This is a genomic window from Paenibacillus alkaliterrae, assembly GCF_021532375.1.
Lineage (GTDB): Bacteria > Bacillota > Bacilli > Paenibacillales > Paenibacillaceae > Pristimantibacillus > Pristimantibacillus alkaliterrae.
Genome location: NZ_JAKGAP010000019.1, coordinates 17,685 through 38,457, shown reverse-complemented (window position 1 = coordinate 38,457; position 20,773 = coordinate 17,685). Strand labels below are relative to the sequence as shown.

The following is a 20,773-nucleotide window of genomic DNA, read 5'->3' as shown; positions in this document are numbered from 1 at the left end:
AATAGGAAGGATGTCGTTGACAATTTTAATGAGAATGGTTATCATATATACGAAAGTGATAATCATTATCAATTACGGGATCCGATTTTACATATGGCGGGAGGCCGGCGGTATGGGCTTGCTTTACGAGATGGTTATTAAGAAACGCAGATCGGAAATGCTTTTGCAGAAGCAGGGCAGTTGGAAGAAGGCAATAGGGAACGAAGCGCTGACGAAACGGCTGCAGCTTCCGATGGTTGAAAGACGAGTCGAGCATGTAACCAAATAAACATTATTTTGTAGGAAGGAGAAATAGAGACATGCAGACGGAAACAAGCAAGCCTTGGAATTGGCTGCTCTTTCCCTTCTCATCGGTCAAGGCTGGACCGGACTGCCTGTATGCGGCATCAGTCGGTCATGGAGTCTATCAAATCGATGCGGAGGGAAGCTGGGAGAAGCTCGGCGACGGGATGCCGGACCTGGCGAATGTGAACAGGCTGCAGCTGCAGCATGACTTGCTCCACGCTTGCACAAGCAGCGGGCTCTATGAATGGGACGGAAACGCATGGGAAAATGACGGGTTGTCGATTCCCTGCTATCAATTTCGCAAAATCGGCGGAACGAGCTATGCGGCAACGGAGTATGGGCTTTGGTCGAAAGCAGGCTCCAGGTGGGAGAAGATCGCATGCGAAGATAAACGGGTGTATGACTTCATAAACTTGCCTCAGTACCTCATCATCGCGCATGAGAGCGGCATTTCGTTATATGACCGCTTCATGGATGATTGGGCACACTTCGAGCTGAATGCGAGCGTCACGAGTCTGGCTGTATTTCGGGGGCATCTCATCGGAACGAGCGATAAGGGCGAGCTGCTTATAGGTGACAAGAAGGGGAGATTTGAACGAATACGGTTCGGTAAGCCGTTTATTTTTTCGGTGCTTGCGAAGGGGAATGATCTTTACGCATGTACGGACCGCGGCCTGTTCCAGCTCGCTTATATTCTTAATCAGATAACGCTGCTGTCGGTGAAGCTTGGCTGTCCGGTTACGGATATCGATCTGCAGGGTGACAATCTCCATATGGCAACGCTGTTTCAAGGTATTCAAACGATAAACGTATAACAAGCAGGAAGCGGAGGAATGGCAGGTGTCGAAGGTACTTGTGGTATATGCAAGCATGACGGGGAATACGGAAGAAATGGCAGAGGCCATTGCAGAGGGAGCGAAAGAAGCGGGCGCCCAGGTTGTATCGAAGGAAGCGTTCGATGCTAGCGCGGACGAGCTGAGAGGTTATGACGGCATTATTATTGGAGCGTATACGTGGGGCGACGGCGAGCTGCCGGATGAGTTTATTGATTTTTATGAAGGGATGGGCTCTCTCGATCTAAGCGGCAAGAAAGCAGCGGTATTTGGCTCCGGCGATACCTCTTATCCGATCTATTGCGGCGCGGTTGATACGATTGAAGCGAAACTCAAGGAGCTTGGAGCGGAAATTGTCGGCGAGAGCATCAAGTTCGAATATAATCCGTCCGAGCAAGAGAAAGAACAAGGCAGAAGCTTAGGGCGCCAAGTGGCGGGTCTCGAAGCGGCAGCCGGTTAATGGAACGAGAAAGGCGGCCATAATGATGGAGCAAATGCCGACGATTATCCGAATCGAGGATTATAAGCTGGAAGAGCTGCTGCGCTGTCCTATACGGTTCGCTGCAATCCATGCGGGCCGCAAACGCGAAAGCGACGTGAATTGGCGGCAAATGGTTCAATTCGCTGCAAGTCACAGCGTTAACGATTTCTATATGCTTCCGTTGGAAGCCCGCACGGAAGCAGCGATCGAGGCCGCAGTGGAGCGTTGGTGGACGAATCGCCATTACAAATTCCATTCGGATGAGCATTTTTTGCAAATGAAGCAGACGGTTAAGGAAAATTTGACGTTATTCCTGCTTGGAGGGGCATGTACCAACATGCCAATTATTTCCTTCGAGCAGCTGAGGACCTATGTGGATGAGCTTGATATGGAGCTGTCGCAAATTTTTCATACGGTAGCTGCGGATTCCGAAGGAGGCGCTGACGATTTTATCGTGCAGAAATTCGCCGTGGATGTAAATAAGGAAGCGCTTGGCTTGTTATTTCATATGACTTCCGTATTTTGCATGAGTGCCTTCGAGAAGCTTCCTTCCCGAATCGAAGTACTGTCGCTGCTGGAAGGCAAACGCATTACATTTGTTCCGAATGAAGCCTCGTTAGAGCGTTCACTCGATTATATGTATCTAATCAAAAGTCTGCTCCCCGAGGCGAACCTGTTCAAGGCAAACTATGGGCTGGACTTTAAGCCCGTGATGTAAAAAAAGAGGAAGCAGAGTTGAGCGGCAAGCTGTTTTGGCCTCAGTCAGTATCCATTAAAGGATGCGGCTGGGGCTTTGTTTTAATGTGGACAAATGAAACGGTTTTCAAGTAACATGGCAGTAGCTAGTTTAAGAGGAGAGATCAGGTTGTCAGAGGATTTATTGCTTACTTTTCGTTCGCCGCCGCTGCCTTTTTTTATAGAATCCAATCGTTTGACTTATGGTGCCGGGGAGGAGCATCCGAACCGGACGAACCTAGGCGTATTTGATTTGCTGTTCGTGAACAAGGGCTCGCTGCATGTCGCGGAGGATAACCGCAGGTGGACGTTGGAACCGGGCGATGTGCTAATCTTAAGACCGGATCGTTGGCATTATTCCACTCGCCCTTGCGAGGTGGAGACGGTGTTTGACTGGATTCATTTTCAGACGGTGGGCGCTTGGGAGGAAACGGAGGGCAATCAATGCGGCACGCTTCGCGGCGATTATTATACGTATGCGATACGTCTGCCGAAAAAAATGAAGCTAACCTATCCCGACGAGGCGAAGCTCATTTTCTCGCAGCTGCATGAAGCGGCCAAAAGCTCTTCGCACGGCGCGTTCTGGGACCGGCAGCAGCGTTTTTTGCATTTGCTGCAAATGCTCGATGAAGGCTGGCGCTCGGATGCTGCGAAAGCGGCCGTCTCGGTGGCGGAGCGTGCAGCGGCTTATTTGAAGCTCAATTATCGTTCGCCTATCAGCAATACGATGCTGAGCGATGTGCTTCAACTGCACACGAACTATATCACGCGCTGCATGACCGAGGTGTTCGATTGCACGCCGCAGCAATATTTGCTCTATTACAGGCTCGACCAGGCGAAGCTGCTGCTGATCAAAACCGACTGGACGATCGCGCGGGTAGCGGAGGAGACGGGCTTCCGGCAGACCCCGCATTTCTCGAGGCTGTTCGCGTCTCATACAGGCATGCCTCCGCTGAAGTTTCGGAAGCGGTTTACGATGTAGGGTATGATGATTTCTTGGGAACCCTGCGAAGCGCATAGAATGAATCCAAGCGATACCCACCGTTAGGCGGCCAACCTAATTACACGGTGGGTTTTCGCTTGTATAGCTTCCGTTTCATCCATCGATAGAGCCGCATGCCAACCGGACGAACAATGAAGAAAATCTTGGATGCCTTGAGGAAAATCGATCCTGAAATCAGGCAAGATGATTTGTGGAGGATGTAGAGGAATGCATGAACCGCGTTTCCAGAGCATAATATTTTTATATATATAAAGCGCTTTCAAAAAGGAGCTGGTCATATGTTCAACCCTGAAGAATGGACAAAACTATTCATGGACATTCAAGGTAAGTCTAGGGCCATCTACATCAACGAACATACGGGACTATCCAAACTGCGAGTCACCTTTACCATAGAACAGCAGAAGGCGCTGGATTGTAAAGGAGTGGACACAGGCGGTCCGTTATTGCGGAATAGCGGCGAGTAACACAGAATTTAAAATACGAACCAATGATCGAATGTATTGCGGATGGGGATTCAGTAAACGTGAATAATTTAATATCTTTTAACAAAAACTGGTTCAAACAACGTGTAAAGGGTGGTCGCGATGATTGAACGGTTTTCGTTAACGGCTGATATTGGCGATATGGTGGATATGTTTCAGGTAAAAAAGGTTATTCGGGGATATACGAATCGGTTCAACGTGGCGCCGACACAAACCGTGTCGATTGTGATGAACGATCGTTTCGATCAACGTTCGATGCAGGAGTCGAGATGGGGGCTGTTCCCTTTTTGGGCAAAAGATTCGGTGAATGCGGATCACGTCACACTGTCAGAGAAGCCCTTCTTGGAGCGAATGCTGCGTAGACAGCGGTGCATACTGCCTTGCAGCGGCTTCTTCGGGCAAAAGCAGTTCGGGAAGGAGCGCGACCCGCGTGCTATGCACATCGTCATCCCGAGCCAGCCATTATTCGGCATTGCCGGCATATACGACTGCTGGAGAAACGTGAACGGCAAGGAGGTGCGCGCCTTTACCATGCTCACGGCCGCATCGACCGGCGCGATGTCCGTTTGGCAGCCTCGGGTTCCTGTTATTTTGGACGAGGAGGGTATCGAGGATTGGCTCAACCCGCGCATAAAGGAATTCAGCGGACTGCGCAAGCATCTGGAGGCGATGGACTCCTATCTGATGCGTGCCTATCCCGTCACCAATGCGGTGCATGACGACCTGTACGAGTCGCCGGACTGCATTCGGGAAATCCGGCCGGACTTTGCTTGAGCTGGTGCGGTGGGAAGCTGTAAACCCGAAAACAGGTAAACCCGAAAACAGGTAAACCTATAAACAGGTAAACCCATAATTCTGGGTCCTCGCTCGGAGCCCAGAAACCTGGAAATTGGCTAGTCGCTGGTGGCAGTACGGGAGGGCGCTATATTGGACTTTTCCAGTAACTCTGCGACTTTGGCGTTCGGATGAGGCGCTATATTGGACATTTCCAGTAACTAAACAGGGTTTGTGAAGGTGGGAGGACCCGAGTGACGGGTTCTCCCTATTTTTATGCGCTTGCTTAGGCTGGACATTAGGAGCGAACACGCTGCAGCTCCGAGGTCAATAAAGGGACGACCTCGAACAGGTCGCCGACGATGCCGTAATCGGCGACGCCGAAAATGGGAGCGTCGGCGTCTTTGTTGATGGCGACGATGACGCGCGACTGGCTCATGCCCGCCAAGTGCTGGATGGCGCCGCTGATGCCGCAGGCGATGTAGAGCTGCGGCGTGACGACCTTGCCGGTTTGCCCGATTTGGAGGGCATAATCGCAATAGCCGGCGTCGCATGCGCCGCGGGAGGCACCGACCGCGCCGCCCAGCGCGGAGGCCAGCGCTTGCAGCGGCTCGAAGCCCGCTGCGCTGCGCACGCCCCGGCCGCCGGAAACGACGACGTCGGCTTCGGCGAGATCGAGCTGTCCGCCGGTGCGGCGCACAAGGCTGCGCACGGCGGTGTAAAGCGGCGGCACCGTGAACGGCAGAGCCGTAACGGTGCCGGTACGCTCGGCGGCGTCTTCCGGCTCCGCCGCCGGCAGGTTGTTCGGGCGCACCGTGATAACCCACGGATGGCCCGGCAGGAAGCTGCGCCGCTCGAACGCCTTGCCGGCGTAGAGCGGGCGAATGAAGCCGACGTCGCCGCCATCGTCAGATGCTTCGATGGCGGTGACGTCGGCGATGTGGCCGGCGCGGAAGGCCGCGGCCACACGGGGCGCGAGCTCGCGCCCCATAGAGGTGTGGCCGAGCAACAGCGCGTCCGGCCGCACCGCAGCCATGGCTGCGCCGAGGGCGGCGATGTACGCCTCGGGCGCAAAGGCGCGGAGGGAAGGATCGTCGGCGATATGCACGACGTCCGCGCCCCGCGCGAGCAGCGCGGCGGCTTCTTCCGCCGCGCCGCCGGAGCAGGCAAGGACGGCATGGACAGCGCCGTCCTTGCCTGCGAGCCGCCGCGCAGCGCCGAGCGCCTCCAGCGCCACGCGGCGGAGTACGCCGTCCCGGCTTTCGGCAAACACGAGAATCGTTTTGGACATCGGTGTTAGCTCCTCTCCCGTATCGTTGCAGCACACACTTGTGCCATTCTCCAACTAAACTAGCAACTTTGAACACGCTCAGGACATTCTGCCTGTAAGCTATATAAATTTACAAGCGCAGCCGCTTGTTCCGCGGACCCGCCTCACAGCAGCTTCGCCTCCGTCCGAAGCAGCTCCACAAGCGCAGCCGCTTGTTCGGCGGGCCCGCCCGCAATGCGCTTGCCGGCCGCGCGCGGCGGCGGCGGAAGCAGTTGCGTGCGAACCGTTCGCGGAGCTGCGCTATCCAGCGGTGCAGAGCCGGCACCGCCAAAAAGCTCGGAAGCCTTCACCGTGCGAAAAGGCTTCCGCTTCGCTTTCATAATGCCGGGCAGCGACGGATAACGCGGCTCGTTAAGCCCTTGCTGCGCGGTAATGAGCGCAGGCAGGGGGATCGATACCGTTTCCGTATCGCCTTCGACATCCCGTTCGACTAAAGCGTACCGTTCGGCTCTCTGCCCAGCGGCCTGCAGCGGCGTTCCCGCCGCCGGCAAGGCGTCCAGCTCGGCGGCTGACAAAATCGCTGCCTTCACCACAGCCGATGCATGCGGCAGGCCGAGGCGCTCCGCCACCTGCAGAGCTGCGCTTCCGGAGCCGCTGTCTACCGCGAATAAGCCGGCCAGCACCAGATCGGGCTTTAGCGGTTCAATGACTGCAGCGAGGGCCGACGCAATCGAATAACTGTCATCGGGCAGGGAAGAGCCGTCCAGCCGAATCGCTTCATCGGCCCCGATCGCCAGCGCAGTGCGGAGCGCCTCTTGGGAACGCTCGGGACCGCAGGTGACGACAATGACCTGTCCGCCCAGCAGTTCCCGCTGCCGAATCGCTTCCTCTAGCGCATATTCGTCGTAAGGGTTGATGACGAACTTGGCATCCCTATCGTCCACGCCCTCCGGCGTCACGATTATTTTCTCCTCGGTATCGAACGTTTGCTTGAGAAGCACCACTATTTTCAGCATAGAAGCTCCCTCACTTGTATCGATATTTTTGTTGCCCCAAACACTGTCCATCAGTGCTACGATATGTCGGCCGGCGGGCGAATAGACCGTCTGGATTCGAGGTCTGCGCGGCATGTTCGCGATTGAAGGCTCATATACATGGAGCACCGCGGCTTTTTATGTAAGCGCTTTAATGCTTGTCCGACTACTTTGCGCATACATGCTGGTTACACGAAACGGCATACAAGGAGGGCGGGGCATATGGTTTCGCTTTGGTCAGCTTTGACGCTCGAGCATACGATTTTTTGGGGAAAATGGTTCTTGTTCGCTGCCATTGTGTCATTGTCGGTTTGGATGTTCACGGCGGTCGTTTTGAGGAGGGTTTCGTATATCCGGCTTGGCGTGCCGGTTGTATTTGAACGGTATCAACGGAAGCGCGGCAGCAAAAGCAGCTTCAGCGCTCAAGTGTTCGGCCATCGCAAGCTGCTGAACGACGTGAGAAGCGGGATCATGCATTTGGTTTATTTTTATGGCTTTATTGTGCTTCAGTTCGGAGCGCTGGACCTGATTTGGAAAGGGCTGAACGGAGGCGTGCCGCTTCCGCTGCCTTATTATGAGTGGTTTTCCTGGTCGCAGGAAATAACTGTTACGCTCGTGCTGGCGGCCGTTCTATACGGCGCATTCCGCCGTTACGGCGAGAAGCTGCCTCGGCTAAAGCGCGGCTGGAAGCCATCGCTTGTCATGTGGTTTATCGGCTCGCTGATGCTCACCATCCTGCTTAGTCTGGCGTTCGAGCGGCTGTCTGCAGGCGTTAGCTCCCATCACGCCGTGGATCCAGGCTATGCTCCGGTAAGCGCGCCGCTGGCGGGTCTGCTGAATGACGCGGGCGTTCAGCCTCAGAGCTCCGCCGCGCATACGGGGTTCGAGCTGTTTTGGTGGCTGCATCTTGTCGTGCTGCTTAGCTTTCTCGTCTATGTGCCGCAGTCGAAGCATTTCCATCTGCTCACCGCTCCGGTCAACCTGTGGTTTCGGCGCAGCACGCCGCCGGGCCGGCTTACTCCGCTCAATTTGGAGGACGAGGAGGCGGAGTCCTTCGGAACGGGGAAAGTGGAGCATTTTACGCAAAAGCAGCTGCTCGACCTGTACGCATGCGTCGAATGCGGGCGCTGCACGAACGTATGTCCGGCGTCGAGCACCGGTAAAATTTTATCGCCGATGCATCTGATCGTGAAGCTGCGGGATCACCTGACGGAGAAGGGAGCTGCGATCACGTCGAAGTCGCCGTGGCTTCCGGCCGGTCTCTTGCAAAAGAAAGCAAGCGAGCCCCATGCTCATTTGATGGGAGGGGTGCTTCCGGCCTGGGAGGCTGCCGCTGAAGGGAGCACGACTATCGCGCCGACGATGGCCGCGCAAGCAGGCGCATGGAGCAAGCGCGAGGCGAGCAAGCCGGAGGAGGTGGAGCTTGTCGGCGAGGTGATGACCGAGGAAGAGCTTTGGGCATGCACGACATGCCGCAATTGCGAGGAGCAATGTCCCGTTGGCAATGAGCATGTTGATAAAATCATTGATATGCGCCGCTATCTCGTGCTCATGGAAGGCCGGCTGCCATCCGACGGCCAGCGCGCGCTGCAAAACATCGAGCGGCAAAGTAATCCATGGGGTCTGCCGCGTGCTGAACGCGCCGCTTGGATTACTGAATGCGAGAGCCGAACCGGTATACGGGTAGAGACGCTCCAGGAGCTGAAACGGCAGGGGCGAAGAGCGGACATTCTGCTGTGGGCAGGCTCGATGGGCTCTTATGATATGCGCAGCCGCCGCGTCCTATATGATTTGGTCCGTTTGCTCGATCATGCGGGCGTCAGCTTCGGGGCGCTTGGCATGGAGGAGAAAAGCTCCGGCGATACGGCAAGGCGGATCGGGAACGAGCTGCTTTTTCAGGAGCTGTGCCGGGAAAATATCGAAACGCTCAGCAAATACGGCGTAACGCGGATCGTTACCGCCTGTCCTCATACGTTTAACACGTTCAAAAATGAATACCCCGACTTCGGCCTAAGTCCGGATGTGACGGTAGAGCATCACACGGAGCTGCTGGCCCGGCTGCTGGAGGATGGAGCTTTGCGCCCGGTCAACACGATCGATGAACGCGTAACCGTACACGATTCCTGCTACCTCGGCCGCTATAACGATACGTATGAAGCGCCGCGCAGCCTGCTGCGCGCCATACCTGGCGTAACCATTGAGGAGATGGAGCGCTCGCGCTCAAATGGGATGTGCTGCGGCGCCGGGGGAGGGCTGATGTGGATGGAGGAGCATTCGGGGACGCGCATCAACCATGCCCGCACCGCTCAAGCGCTGGAAGTGAAGCCTTCGGTAATCAGCTCGGCCTGCCCGTATTGCTTGACGATGATGGAGGACGGATTGAAAGCATTGTCTGCCGATGACCGTGTCATCGCGCGGGACGTAGCGGAGCTGCTGGCCGAGAGTGTGTTTGGCGGCTGAGTGCGGCTAGCGGAGCAAGGCTGGCAAAGTAAGAACAGCTAGCCGGTTGGGGTGAGAAAGGGCGAAGTTACTGGATTAATCCAACATAACGCGCCAAAAGTGGCTTGGGAGGGCGAAGTTACTGGATTAGTCCAACATAGCGCGCCAAAAGTGGCTTGGGAGAGTAAAGTTACTGGAGAAATCCAACATAAGGAGCTTGTTAGCTGCCATCGGCTGATCAAGTCATCGCAAAATTAGAAGGAGGGTGCCTATGACGATTAAATCATCGCACAAAAACGCCGGCTCTATACGCAGAGCGGCCGTAATCGGTTCCGGCGTAATGGGAGCGGGAATTGCCGCTCATCTGGCGAATGCGGGCATGCGCGTCGTGCTGCTGGACGTTGTGCCGCAAGCGCTCACGGCGGAGGAGGAGAAGCAGGGACTGACGCTTGCGGATGCCAAGGTGCGCAGTCGGCTGGCAAGCGCGGCCGTCGCGCGAATGGGCAAGGCGCAGCCTGCGCAGCTTTATGACCCGTCTTGGGCGTCGCGCATTACGCCGGGCAATTTGTCCGATCATCTGTCAGCGCTCGGAGATGTCGATTGGATCGTCGAGGCCGTCGTCGAGCGGCTGGACATTAAGCGGGATGTGTTCGCTCTGATCGAATCGGTCCGTCAGCCGGGAACCATTGTCAGCACGAACACCTCGGGCTTGTCGGCGGCTTCCATGGCGGAGGGGAGGAGCGCGGAGTTTCGGCAGCATTTTGCGGTCACCCATTTTTTCAATCCGCCTCGTTATATGAAGCTTGTGGAGATCGTGCCTGCCGCAGACACGGCCCCCGAAATCGTGCAGCTCCTAAGCGAGGTGTGCGAGCGGCGGCTTGGCAAAGGGGTCGTTATCGCAAAGGATACGCCTAACTTTATCGCAAACCGGATAGGCACCTTCGGCATGCTGGTGACGCTGGAGGAAACATTGCGATTTGGATTGACGATTGAGGAGGCCGACGCGCTGACCGGTCCTGCTATGGGCAGGCCGAAGACGGCGACGTTCCGCATGCTTGATCTCGTTGGTCTCGATACGCTGCTGCATGTCGTGGATAATGTGCGCGAACGCAGCACGGATGCCGTCGAGCAGGCCGCTTTCGCCAGGCCGGCGCTGCTTGAGCGGCTGGTCGCAGCCGGACGCTTGGGGGAGAAGGCGGGAGCGGGCTTTTATAAGAAGGTGAAGGGAAAAGGGGGCAGCGTGATCGAGTCGCTTCAGCTGGAGACGCTCGAATATGGCCCGAAGCGTTCCGTAAGCTCGCCGGTGATCGATGCGTCTAAGGCTGTCAAAGGCGCTGCGGAGAAGGTGAAGGCGCTGCTTCACACCGAACCGAAGGATCGTTATGCGCAATTCGCCTGGTCCACGATCAAGAAAACGCTGCTCTATTCGGCAGCCCAGGTTGGCGTCATTGCCGATTCCATCAAGGACATCGACCGGGCGATGCGCTGGGGCTTTAATTGGGAGCTTGGACCGTTCGAGCTGTGGGATGCGATCGGTTTGCCGGGGTCGGTTCAGCAGATGCAGAAGGAGGGCGAGGAGGTTCCGGCGTGGGTGACGGCCTGGATCGCAGGCGGCCATCAGAGCTTTTACAGAGTGGAAAGCAATAAACGGGCATATGCGGCAAGCGGCGCTTATAAGTTGGAAGAGCAGGAACCCGATACGATTTCGTTAGCGGCATTAAAAGCTTCCGGCAAAACCGTGCTTTCTACGGCCGGCGCCAGCTTGATCGACATAGGCGACGACGTCGTATGCCTGGAGTTTCATTCGCAGAATAATGCGATAGGCGGTGATATTTTATCGGCAATTCGGCAAAGCGCGAAGGAGGTGGAGCAAAACTGGCGGGGGCTCGTGCTCGCTAACGAGGGACGCAACTTTTGCGTCGGAGCGAATTTGATGCTCCTGCTCATGGAGGCGCAAAGCGGAGAGTGGGATGAGGTCGAAGATATTATCCGTTTTTTCCAGAGCAGCATGCTGGAGCTGAAGCGGCTCGATCGGCCGGTTGTTGCGGCTCCGCACCGGATGACGCTTGGCGGCGGTGTGGAGGCCTGCTTGCCTGCGGATCAGATCATTTATTCGCCGGAAACTTATTTTGGCTTGGTGGAGACGGGGGTGGGCCTTATTCCTGCGGGCGGAGGCTGCAAGGAGGCGGCTGCGATGGCGGCTGAACGGGCTCTCGTCTCGGGTAACGGGAAGCATGGGGCAGACATACAACCATACTTAAATGCTTTGTTCGAAACGATCGCGCTGGCCAAAACGTCCACAAGCGGCTATGAGGTGGGCCGATTAGGGCTGATGCGGCCGCAGGATCGCGTCATTATGCGGCAGGAGGCGCGGATCGCCGAGGCGAAGCGAGCGGTGCTCGAGCTGGACCGGGCGGGCTATTCGGCGCCCGCGGAGGGACGCATTCGCGTTGCCGGCCGCGAGGGCAAAGCGGTGCTGAAGGTCGCGGTGCAGGCGATGCGGCTGAGCGGGCATATTAGCGGGCATGACGCATTGATCGCAGGCAAGCTCGCGCATGTGCTGGCCGGCGGCGATATTCGGCCGGGCGCCGAGGTGAGCGAGCAATATTTGCTCGATCTGGAATGCGAAGCGTTCCTCAGCCTTTGCGGAGAGCGCAAAACGCAGGAGCGCATGAGCCACATGCTGGCGACGGGCAAGCCGCTGCGCAACTAGCATTTGCCTTGCCAGTCGCGGCAAGCCGCTGCGCAGCTAGAAAACGAAAGGAGGATATGGCCATGTCAGCTGCATCACCATTTACCGATCATGAACGCGATGCCGTTATCGTCGCTGCGGTGCGGACGGCGGTAGGCAAAGCATCGAAGGGAAGCTTGGCGGAGACGAGGGCCGAGGATCTCGGCCGCGCGGTATTGCAGGGGCTGCTCGCGAGGCTGCCGGAGCTGTCGCCGGAGCACATCGAGGATGTCATTATCGGCTGCGCCATGCCGGAAGGGGAGCAGGGGCTGAACGTTGCCCGCATTATTTCGCTGTACGCGGGCCTTCCGGTTACGACGCCTGCCGTTACAATCAATCGGTTTTGCGCGTCGGGACTGCAAGCGATCGCCTATGCGGCGGAGCGCATTCGGCTTGGCGACGCGGATATTATTGCCGCCGGCGGCGTTGAAAGCATGAGCCATGTGCCCATGTCCGGCTTCAAGCTGTCGCCGCATCCGGCAATCGTGGATGCGAAGCCGGAGGTCTACATGGGCATGGGGCATACAGCCGAGGAGGTTGCCCGCCGTTATGGCGTTACGCGCGAGGCGCAGGATGCTTTCGCGGCGTCGAGCCATAACAAAGCCGCCGCAGCTATTGCAGCCGGGCGCTTCCAGGAGGAGATCGTACCGTTAACGGTCAGCCGGACGGGCGTTAACGATGCGGGCCGTCCATGGGAGAAGGTGTTCACCTTCGATAAGGATGAGGGTGTCCGGCCGGAGACGACAGTACAGTCCTTGGCTCCGCTTAAGCCATCCTTCGCCCGGGAAGGAACGGTTACTGCGGGCAACACTTCGCAAATGAGCGACGGAGCCGCGGCCGTTATGGTCATGAGCCGCGGGAGGGCAGCCGGGCTGGGCCTTAAGCCGTTGGCTGTTTTCCGCGGCTACAGCGTCGCCGGAGTCGCTCCCGAGGTAATGGGCATCGGTCCGATCGAAGCGGTGCCGAAGGCTTTGAAGAAGGCGGGCATTACGCTCGATCAGGTAGATTTATTCGAGTTGAATGAAGCATTCGCGGCGCAATGCGTGCCCATCATCGAACAGCTCGGCATCGATCCCGGGCTCGTGAATGTGAACGGCGGGGCGATTGCGCTCGGACATCCGCTCGGCTGTACCGGAACGAAGCTTTCCGTATCGCTTATCCATGAGCTGGGACGGCGGGGAGGGGGAATTGGCATGGTGACGATGTGTATCGGCGGCGGTATGGGCGCGGCTGGCGTTATTGAGGTTTACGGGGCTGATTAATGACTTAAGCCGTTTACCGCATGAATTGCTAATGACGTTAACGGAGCAAGGGACTTACCAGCCTAACTGACAGGATGGAAGGGAGAGCTGCGGCATGACGGAGACGATACGGTTTGGCGGTCGGTTTGTCGTGGAGGACAGTGTGCCGGAATCGGTCGTAACGCCCGAGGATTTCACGGAAGAGCAGCGGATGATGGCCGAGGCGGCGCAGCAGTACATGGAGGCGGAAATTACGCCGCGCGATGCGGAGCTGGAGGCTTTGAACTATGATCTGACGGTGGAGCTCATGCGCAAGGCGGGCGAGCTGGGGCTGCTCGGAGCCGATGTGCCCGAGGCTTACGGCGGGCTAGGGCTCGATAAGGTTAGCACGACGCTGCTGGCGGAAACCTTGTCGCGGGCCTCGTCCTTCGCGCTTTCGGTCGGCGCGCATACGGGCATCGGCACGCTTCCGATCGTTTTTTTTGGAACGCCCGCGCAAAAGCAAGCCTACTTGCCCGCTTTGGCCGCAGGCGAGCGGATCGCGGCATACTGCCTGACCGAGCCGGCCTCAGGCTCGGACGCGCTGGGAGCGAAGACGACTGCGAGGCTGTCGCCGGATGGCAGGCATTACGTGCTGAACGGCTCGAAGCTTTATATTACGAACGCCGGCTTTGCCGACTTGTTTATCGTATATGCGAAGGTCGACGGCGAGTTTTTTACGGCATTTATTGTCGAGAAGGGGATGCAGGGGTTCAGTATCGGACCGGAGGAGCATAAGATGGGCATCAAGGGTTCCTCGACTTGCCCTTTATATTTTGAGGATGTGGCAGTACCGGTTGAAAACTTGCTTGGGGAGGTTGGAAAAGGGCATCATATCGCCTTTAACATTTTGAATATCGGCCGGTTCAAGCTTGGGGCGGCCTGCTTGGGATCGTCGAAGGAAACGATCGAGCTTGCCGCTGCCTATGCCAATACGCGCAAGCAGTTCGGACGCGCGATTTCTTCCTATCCGCTTATTGGCGCTAAGCTGGCTGACATGAACATTCGGACGTTCGTACTGGAGAGTATGGTTTACCGGACGGCGGGCTGGATCGATGCAATGCTTCGGACGGCCGAGTCGGCAGACGGCACGGACAACGATGGCATGCAGGCAGCGAAGGCCATCAGCGAATATGCGATCGAATGCTCGATCGTGAAGGTGTTTGCATCCGAAGCGCTTGATTTCATCGCGGACGAAGGGGTGCAAATTCACGGCGGCTACGGCTATATCCGCGAGTACAAGGTGGAGCGGATCTATCGCGATTCGCGGATTAACCGGATTTTTGAAGGGACGAATGAAATCAACCGCATGCTCATCCCGGGCACCTTGATGAAAAAAGCGCTCAAGGGCGAGCTGCCCCTGCTGCGCAAAGTGCAGGCCCTGCAAGCCGAGCTCATGCAGCCGATGCCGGTTCCGTCGTTCGATAAGCCGCTCAGCAAGGAAGCCTACCGGGTCGCCCAAGCGAAAAAAACCTTTCTCGCCATCGGCGGTCTTGCGGTTCAGAAGCTCGGCTTAAGACTGGAGCAGGAGCAGGAGGTGCTATGCTCGCTTGCCGATCTGATGATTCAAATCTTCGCGATGGAAAGCGTCTGGCTCCGCGCGCAAAAAATCGCAGGGGCCAGCGGCGATGCCGCAGCGGAAAAAACGGAAAACGTGATCGCCATGACGGCCGTGTTTATTCAGGAGGCAACGGAGAGAGTCGAGTCGCTGGCGAAGCTTGCCCTCGCCTCGCTGGAGCAGGGCGACGGGCTGCAAATGCAGCTGTCCGTGCTGAAGAAGCTTATGCGGGCGCCGCTGTCGGATACGATCGCGCTTAAGCGGACGATTGCCGCTCGCGTCATTCGCAGTGAGCAATATATCGTTTAAATGTGAAAGGGGAGAGCATGTATGGATCCGCTCAGACCGCAAGACCCGCTTTTACCCGATGGGCAAGCCGCCGGCGATTCGCCGGCTGATGCCTCCGCAGCATCATTCATCCCTCTACCCGCGTCGGACGAGGAGCTTCCGCGTCCATGGCTTCGCCATTATCCGGGAGAGGTCGCTCCGTCGCTGGATTATCCCGATCAGAGCATCGCCCAGTTTTTTCTTCAAGCGGTTAATCGTTTTCCAAACCATACGGCGGTTCAATTTCTTGGCAAAACGTTGACCTACCGCGAGCTGCATACCGATGCCGTCCGACTTGCTAACGGCCTGATTTCCCTTGGCGTAGCCACGGGTGACCGGGTGGCAATTATGCTCCCGAACTGTCCGCAGGCGGTCGCAGCCTACTACGGCGTGCTGCTGGCGGGAGGCGTCGTCGTGCAGACCAATCCGCTGTACGTGGAGCGTGAGCTGGAGCATCAACTGGCGGATAGCGGGGCAGTCGCCATCATTACGGTCGACCTGCTCTATGCCCGCTTGTCCAGAGTCCGGGGCAAGCAGCCCGAGACAGGCCCGCTGCCGCAGCTTCGGCACGTTATTGTCACGTCGATAAAGGACGGGCTTCCTTTTCCGAAAAATATACTCTACCCGATCAAGCAGCGCAAGGAAGGCTTCAAAGCGGATATTCCTTATGGCAGCCTGGGCATCGTTGCCTATAAGAAGCTTCTTGCGGAGAAGCAGGGGGAGATCCAGCTTCCCGAGCTGGCGAAGGGAGCGGATCTGGCTGCGCTGCAATATACAGGCGGAACGACAGGTACGCCGAAGGGGGTTATGCTGACGCATCGCAACCTTGTTGCCAATACGTTGCAAATCTCGGCTTGGTGCTATAGGGCGGAGGACGGCAAGGAACGGTTTCTGGCGGCGCTGCCATTGTTTCATGTGTTTGGATTAACGGTATTAATGAATATGTCCGTTTTGCGCGCGGGCACGCTTATCCTTCTGCCGCGATTCGAGACGGAGACCGTGCTGCAGACGATCAACAAGGAGCAGCCGACGATTTTCCCGGGCGCGCCGACAATGTATGTCGCCCTTATTAATCATAAGGCGGCGGCCAAAACCGATTTATCTTCTATTAATGTATGCATTAGCGGTTCATCGGCGCTGCCGCTTGAGGTGCAGGAGCAGTTCGAGTCTTTAACCGGCGGCAGGCTCATTGAAGGTTACGGCTTAACGGAGGCTTCGCCGGTGACCCACGCCAATCCGATCTGGGGCAAACGCAAAATCGGCACGATCGGCGTTCCGGTTCCCGACACGGAAGCCGCTGTTATCGACCCGGCTACGGGATCCATGCTGCCGGTCGGGGAACTGGGAGAGCTGGTCGTACGCGGGCCGCAGGTGATGCAGGGCTATTGGAATAAGCCGGCGGAAACGGCCAAGGTGCTGCGGGATGGCTGGTTATATACGGGCGATTTGGGGACGATGGACGAAGAGGGATATTTTACGATTATGGATCGGATTAAGGATGTCATTATTGCTGGCGGCTTTAACATTTATCCGCGTGAGGTGGAGGAGGTGCTGTTCGAGCATCCGGCTGTGCGGGAGGCGGCCGTTATAGGCGTGAAGGATGCTTACCGGGGCGAGACGGTGAAGGCCTTTATCGTATTGAAGGAAGGCTGGCAGGTGTCGCGGGCCCAACTGGATCGCTGGTGCAGAGAAAGGCTGGCGCCGTTTAAAGTCCCGCATCACTATACCTTCAGGGATACGCTTCCGAAGACGATGGTCGGCAAGGTGCTTCGCCGCAAGCTGCAGGAGGAGGAAGAGGAGGAAATGAAGAAAGCTGCTGCCGAGGACAAGGGAGGGTGAGCGGCGTGGATGAGGATAGGCTCGTGCAGAGGGCTGATCAGGCCGGTCGCCTGTCCAGGCTTGCCGAGCTTGCGCAGGCTACCTTCTGGGGCTTGCTCGGCTGCGAGATCGTGCAAGCGGATGCGAATAAAGCGACGATTTGCTTAGATGCATCCGGGAAACATCTGAATTTGCTCGGTATCGTACACGGCGGCGTGCAAATGTCGCTGCTGGATAATGCAATGGGGTTGGTCGTTATGCTGGCGGCACCCGGCGAGAAAACCGTTACGGCGAATATGAATACGCAATTTCTCGCCAGCAGCAAGGGAGGGGTGCTGTTTTGCGAGGCGGAGCTTGTACACCGGACGGATCGGACCCTGACGCTGCAAGCGAAGGTGAGGGATGAAGGAGGCAAGCTGCTCGCATGGGGAAGCGGCGCTTATCGTCTCACTTGAAACGGAACCTTCGGAAAGTTGCTTGACCGTTCCGGATTCGCTATAATACCTAATATATGGAAAGTTGCTTACTTACAAGCGGGATTAATAAAAGCTGAAATAATGCCGATAAATCTAGTAAGGGAAAGGAGGCGAGGACATGGTTCAAGGCTGGGTAACGACACTTGTATTGGCATTTGGCATTCTGGTTGCCGTCATAGGCGTCATCGCATATTTAAGAATGTTTCGTAAAGACAGGCTGTCCAGGGCGTACCAGTCGACAACCGATGTCCCGCCTCCACATCCAACGATTGTAGGGAATACAAGGGAAAACGGTCAGGATTCGAAGGCTAAATCCGAACAAGCCGCTCCGCGAGATTAATAAATGTTAACTTTCACATTTCTAAACCAAATGTTATAATAGTAAGAAAAATGTAAACATTGCGACTAATCGCCATGGAGTTACCTGCGCCGTATGGGGGTTCTTGCGGTGTAACCGCCGCTTGCGGTCTCGTATATTGCTGTTTAGGACGACCATCCAACGTAAAGGGGAGGAGATTTCATGGCGAAGCACAGCCAGAATGAAGTCAAGGAAAGCCTGAAGGAACTCACGAGAATTTTTCAACCCAAGGACCCGCGTAAGTTTGTTAAAGATTATATTCGCAAGTACCGCATTACCGGCGGCTACGAGGATGAATTGACGACATTGGTGGAAGATGAACTAGGCAGAATCAACTCCTCGGTCAGTTAAACTAACTACGTATAAGCGGCTTTGCAGCCTGGTATTGAGCAGACTGCAGAGCCTATTTGTTGTTTATTAGGCGTGTGTCGGCTCAGAGGGCAAAGTTACTGGAGAAATCCAACATAGCGCGCCGAATGGGGCGTGCTTGGGGCCTCGGGTGCGGGATGTTACGATATAATTTTTTGTCATATTTATTCGTCATGAGCTTTCGTTTGCCGGAATAGGCTTATACATAGACAAATTCGTCTGGTGCGAATCGGAATTTATGCTCTGCATTCGCTTATATAGCCGGATTTTGCTACTGCAAACCTAGTCTACGCTTACGATGTGGATTTTGCTACCGCAAAACCTGAAGGAGGTCAGTTCACACATGGCAGTGGATCTGAAGACGAAGGAACATATTCGCGGAATACGGAAGGCCGGACGCATTGTCGCTGCCTGCCACAAGGCGCTTTCGAAGCGGATAGCGCCGGGCGTTACCACGCAGGAAATCGATAGGTTTGTCGAGCGGTTTATGCTTGACCGGGGAGCGACGCCGGCCCAAAAGGGATATAAGGGTTATCCGTTTGCCACGTGTGCTTCCGTAAATGAGGTCGTCTGCCATGGTTTTCCTGATTCGGTGCCGCTTGAGACGGGAGATATCGTAACGATTGATATGGTTGCCGATTTGGACGGCTGGAAGGCCGATTCCGCCTGGACCTACGCGATCGGCCAGACGACATCGGCGACGGATAAGCTGCTGCTCGCGGCGGAGCAAGCGCTGCTGGGTGGCATTAAGCAAGCCGTGCCCGGAAACCGGCTTGGCGATATCGGTTATGCTGTACAATCGAGGGCGGAACGGGCCGGCTTCCAGGTTGTAACCGCATTCGTCGGTCACGGCATCGGACGAAACATGCATGAATATCCGGAGGTTATGCATCGCGGCATACCGGGTCAAGGCACGCTGCTGGAGGAAGGCATGGTCATTACGATCGAGCCGATTATTACGGCGGGACGCCCGGAAATCTTTATTGCGCAGGACGGCTGGACGGCACGCACGATCGATAATGGCTGGGCGGCCCAATTCGAGCATACGATTGCAATTACAAAGGACGGTCCCGTCATCTTAACGAGGTGGGACTGACCGTTTACATTAAAAAGCCGAGCAGCGACAGGTAGATGGATGAACCTGTTGCTGCCCGGCTTTTTAAGCGTGAGCAGGGCAGTGCCGGATAGCCGCTGCGCTGCCGGTCGCCTTCCGCCCGTCTCACTGCACCTTCACCTTACGGTAATCGGTCGGCGTCACGCCAAAGCTTTTCTTGAACATTTGACAAGACATTAATTGGCCCGCCTAATCATAAAATGATTCCGATTCATATGACGAAGCGCCGAATTTGGCACATTCGATATCGACTTCCTGCTTCGGGCAGAACGTGCCGGAGGAGACAGCGGAAGAGTGTATACGATTACCTATTCCGTAACCGATCTGGCAGGTCATACGACTTTGGGCTCGGCCCAAGTGAAGGTAGCAAAATAACGTTATGAAATGAAGCGGCGATCGCTTTCCGTCTATGGAAAATATTCATTCTGGGGACCGGAACCTGCCAAGGATAAGCTTTTGTCACCGCGAGACAATTAATTTTAAATATTCCTTTACATGAATATTCCTAGTGTGGTATATTTGCATCAGCAAAAGGAAGTACAGAGGAGGTGAACGGTTATGAAGTTCCGGACCGTGATCGAGCTTGGAGGCAAAACGGCGACCGGATTCGAGGTTCCAAGCGAAGCTGTAGCGGCACTCGGAACGAGTAAGAAGCCGGCCGTTATAGTGATGATTGGCGGATATACCTACCGCAGCACGGTCGCTTCGATGGGAGGGCGCTTCATGCTCCCGCTAAGCGCGGAGAACCGCAATGGCGCCGGCGTTGCGGCAGGCGACGAGGTGGAGGTGGAGCTTGTTCTTGACACCGAGCCCCGCGAGCTTGAAGTGCCTGCGGATTTCTCCGAGGCGCTGAGCGGAGTGCCGGCAGCCAGACAGTTCTTCGACGGATTGTCTTACAGCAACAAGCGTCGGTTCGTGTTGTCGATCGATGGGGCCAAGACTGCCGAAACCCGGCAGCGGCGCATCGATAAAGCGGTGTTGATGCTGAGCGAAGGCCGAATTCAATAGTTTAAGTGAATGGATGATTTCTATGGATGCTAACATCATGAGCGCCTTGGCCGAGCCTAACCGCATGCAGATCGTTGAACTTTTGCGCGAGAGTCCTTTTACGGTAGGGGAAATCGCCGAAAGGCTTCGGCTTCGTCAGCCACAAGCGTCCAAGCATTTGCGCGTCCTGAGCGAAGCTGGCATCGTCGAGGTGCAGGCGGTCGCCAACCGACGCATTTACAAGCTTCGGCCCGATCCGTTCAAGGAAATGGACGCTTGGCTGGAATCCTACCGACGTATTTGGGAGGAACGATACGATCGGCTGGACGATTATTTGCGGGAGTTGCAAGACAAAGAAGATCGGGACGAAGAGTAATACCCGACTGTGACAGGCATAACGATTTTAAACTAATTGAGGA

General features: G+C 56.2%; 20 protein-coding genes. 18 read left to right on the top strand and 2 right to left on the bottom strand.

Annotated features, from left to right (window positions below):
* The first annotated feature begins 16 nt into the window (after positions 1–16).
* The 7 genes from L1N85_RS10435 to L1N85_RS10405 all read left to right on the top strand — a co-directional run bounded on the left by L1N85_RS10435 (position 17) and on the right by L1N85_RS10405 (position 4,593).
* The gene (locus L1N85_RS10435) at positions 17–268 is read left to right on the top strand and encodes a hypothetical protein (protein WP_235237503.1); all 252 of its coding nucleotides are present in this window, start codon (positions 17–19) and stop codon (positions 266–268) included.
* 31 nt (positions 269–299) lie between these two features.
* Entirely contained in the window at positions 300–1,100 is an 801-nt protein-coding gene (locus tag L1N85_RS10430; RefSeq protein ID WP_235237502.1) for a hypothetical protein, read from the top strand.
* Between the two features lie 25 nt (positions 1,101–1,125).
* Positions 1,126–1,578, top strand: a complete 453-nt coding sequence (locus L1N85_RS10425; protein WP_235237501.1) for a flavodoxin — start codon at positions 1,126–1,128, stop codon at positions 1,576–1,578.
* Between the two features lie 22 nt (positions 1,579–1,600).
* Positions 1,601–2,317, top strand: coding sequence for a hypothetical protein (locus tag L1N85_RS10420; RefSeq protein ID WP_235237500.1), 717 nt, complete (start codon positions 1,601–1,603; stop codon positions 2,315–2,317).
* A gap of 147 nt (positions 2,318–2,464) precedes the next feature.
* The gene (locus L1N85_RS10415; protein ID WP_235237499.1) at positions 2,465–3,316 is read left to right on the top strand and encodes an AraC family transcriptional regulator; all 852 of its coding nucleotides are present in this window, start codon (positions 2,465–2,467) and stop codon (positions 3,314–3,316) included.
* A 299-nt stretch (positions 3,317–3,615) separates the two neighbouring features.
* On the top strand, positions 3,616–3,801 hold the full coding sequence (locus L1N85_RS10410) for a hypothetical protein (protein WP_235237498.1): 186 nt from the start codon (positions 3,616–3,618) through the stop codon (positions 3,799–3,801).
* Between the two features lie 120 nt (positions 3,802–3,921).
* Positions 3,922–4,593, top strand: coding sequence for an SOS response-associated peptidase (locus L1N85_RS10405; RefSeq protein ID WP_235237497.1), 672 nt, complete (start codon positions 3,922–3,924; stop codon positions 4,591–4,593).
* 298 nt (positions 4,594–4,891) lie between these two features.
* On the opposite strand, the gene L1N85_RS10400 is transcribed toward L1N85_RS10405, so the two are convergent.
* Both L1N85_RS10400 and L1N85_RS10395 read right to left on the bottom strand, forming a co-directional pair.
* Positions 4,892–5,884 (bottom strand): electron transfer flavoprotein subunit alpha/FixB family protein, encoded by a 993-nt coding sequence (locus tag L1N85_RS10400; protein WP_235237496.1) that lies wholly within the window; start codon positions 5,882–5,884, stop codon positions 4,892–4,894.
* A 143-nt stretch (positions 5,885–6,027) separates the two neighbouring features.
* Positions 6,028–6,876 carry an electron transfer flavoprotein subunit beta/FixA family protein gene (locus tag L1N85_RS10395; protein ID WP_235237537.1) on the bottom strand — a complete coding sequence of 283 codons (849 nt, stop codon included), beginning with the start codon at positions 6,874–6,876 and terminating at the stop codon, positions 6,028–6,030.
* A 243-nt stretch (positions 6,877–7,119) separates the two neighbouring features.
* Between L1N85_RS10395 and L1N85_RS10390 the strand changes: the two genes are divergently transcribed.
* The 11 genes from L1N85_RS10390 (at position 7,120) to L1N85_RS10340 (ending at position 20,730) form a co-directional block, all read left to right on the top strand.
* Positions 7,120–9,357: a (Fe-S)-binding protein gene (locus L1N85_RS10390; RefSeq protein ID WP_407946357.1), complete on the top strand. Its 2,238-nt coding sequence runs from the start codon at positions 7,120–7,122 to the stop codon at positions 9,355–9,357.
* 250 nt (positions 9,358–9,607) lie between these two features.
* Positions 9,608–12,049, top strand: a complete 2,442-nt coding sequence (locus L1N85_RS10385; RefSeq protein ID WP_235237495.1) for a 3-hydroxyacyl-CoA dehydrogenase/enoyl-CoA hydratase family protein — start codon at positions 9,608–9,610, stop codon at positions 12,047–12,049.
* Positions 12,050–12,111: 62 nt separating this feature from the next.
* Positions 12,112–13,329 carry an acetyl-CoA C-acyltransferase gene (locus L1N85_RS10380; protein ID WP_235237494.1) on the top strand — a complete coding sequence of 406 codons (1,218 nt, stop codon included), beginning with the start codon at positions 12,112–12,114 and terminating at the stop codon, positions 13,327–13,329.
* A 94-nt stretch (positions 13,330–13,423) separates the two neighbouring features.
* On the top strand, positions 13,424–15,214 hold the full coding sequence (locus tag L1N85_RS10375; RefSeq protein WP_235237493.1) for an acyl-CoA dehydrogenase family protein: 1,791 nt from the start codon (positions 13,424–13,426) through the stop codon (positions 15,212–15,214).
* Positions 15,215–15,235: 21 nt separating this feature from the next.
* Positions 15,236–17,071 carry a long-chain-fatty-acid--CoA ligase gene (locus L1N85_RS10370; RefSeq protein WP_235237492.1) on the top strand — a complete coding sequence of 612 codons (1,836 nt, stop codon included), beginning with the start codon at positions 15,236–15,238 and terminating at the stop codon, positions 17,069–17,071.
* Between the two features lie 5 nt (positions 17,072–17,076).
* The gene (locus tag L1N85_RS10365) at positions 17,077–17,505 is read left to right on the top strand and encodes a PaaI family thioesterase (protein WP_235237491.1); all 429 of its coding nucleotides are present in this window, start codon (positions 17,077–17,079) and stop codon (positions 17,503–17,505) included.
* 139 nt (positions 17,506–17,644) lie between these two features.
* Positions 17,645–17,866: a hypothetical protein gene (locus L1N85_RS10360; RefSeq protein WP_235237490.1), complete on the top strand. Its 222-nt coding sequence runs from the start codon at positions 17,645–17,647 to the stop codon at positions 17,864–17,866.
* A gap of 180 nt (positions 17,867–18,046) precedes the next feature.
* Positions 18,047–18,235, top strand: coding sequence for a hypothetical protein (locus tag L1N85_RS10355; protein WP_235237489.1), 189 nt, complete (start codon positions 18,047–18,049; stop codon positions 18,233–18,235).
* A 361-nt stretch (positions 18,236–18,596) separates the two neighbouring features.
* Positions 18,597–19,349: a type I methionyl aminopeptidase gene (map, locus tag L1N85_RS10350; protein ID WP_235237488.1), complete on the top strand. Its 753-nt coding sequence runs from the start codon at positions 18,597–18,599 to the stop codon at positions 19,347–19,349.
* A gap of 576 nt (positions 19,350–19,925) precedes the next feature.
* The gene (locus L1N85_RS10345; RefSeq protein ID WP_235237487.1) at positions 19,926–20,375 is read left to right on the top strand and encodes a YdeI/OmpD-associated family protein; all 450 of its coding nucleotides are present in this window, start codon (positions 19,926–19,928) and stop codon (positions 20,373–20,375) included.
* A 22-nt stretch (positions 20,376–20,397) separates the two neighbouring features.
* Positions 20,398–20,730: an ArsR/SmtB family transcription factor gene (locus L1N85_RS10340; RefSeq protein WP_235237486.1), complete on the top strand. Its 333-nt coding sequence runs from the start codon at positions 20,398–20,400 to the stop codon at positions 20,728–20,730.
* Positions 20,731–20,773 lie beyond the last annotated feature (43 nt).

Bases quoted from the DNA above. Each gene is read 5' to 3' on its own strand.
- L1N85_RS10430 (WP_235237502.1), top strand. From the start codon at position 300: ATGCAGACGGAAACAAGCAAGCCTTGGAATTGGCTGCTCTTTCCCTTC.
- L1N85_RS10420 (WP_235237500.1), top strand. From the start codon at position 1,601: ATGATGGAGCAAATGCCGACGATTATCCGAATCGAGGATTATAAGCTG.
- L1N85_RS10410 (WP_235237498.1), top strand. From the start codon at position 3,616: ATGTTCAACCCTGAAGAATGGACAAAACTATTCATGGACATTCAAGGT.
- L1N85_RS10405 (WP_235237497.1), top strand. From the start codon at position 3,922: ATGATTGAACGGTTTTCGTTAACGGCTGATATTGGCGATATGGTGGAT.
- L1N85_RS10400 (WP_235237496.1), bottom strand. From the start codon at position 5,884: ATGTCCAAAACGATTCTCGTGTTTGCCGAAAGCCGGGACGGCGTACTC.
- L1N85_RS10390 (WP_407946357.1), top strand. From the start codon at position 7,120: ATGGTTTCGCTTTGGTCAGCTTTGACGCTCGAGCATACGATTTTTTGG.
- L1N85_RS10385 (WP_235237495.1), top strand. From the start codon at position 9,608: ATGACGATTAAATCATCGCACAAAAACGCCGGCTCTATACGCAGAGCG.
- L1N85_RS10380 (WP_235237494.1), top strand. From the start codon at position 12,112: ATGTCAGCTGCATCACCATTTACCGATCATGAACGCGATGCCGTTATC.
- L1N85_RS10375 (WP_235237493.1), top strand. From the start codon at position 13,424: ATGACGGAGACGATACGGTTTGGCGGTCGGTTTGTCGTGGAGGACAGT.
- L1N85_RS10370 (WP_235237492.1), top strand. From the start codon at position 15,236: ATGGATCCGCTCAGACCGCAAGACCCGCTTTTACCCGATGGGCAAGCC.
- L1N85_RS10360 (WP_235237490.1), top strand. From the start codon at position 17,645: ATGGTTCAAGGCTGGGTAACGACACTTGTATTGGCATTTGGCATTCTG.
- L1N85_RS10355 (WP_235237489.1), top strand. From the start codon at position 18,047: ATGGCGAAGCACAGCCAGAATGAAGTCAAGGAAAGCCTGAAGGAACTC.
- map (WP_235237488.1), top strand. From the start codon at position 18,597: ATGGCAGTGGATCTGAAGACGAAGGAACATATTCGCGGAATACGGAAG.
- L1N85_RS10345 (WP_235237487.1), top strand. From the start codon at position 19,926: ATGAAGTTCCGGACCGTGATCGAGCTTGGAGGCAAAACGGCGACCGGA.
- L1N85_RS10340 (WP_235237486.1), top strand. From the start codon at position 20,398: ATGGATGCTAACATCATGAGCGCCTTGGCCGAGCCTAACCGCATGCAG.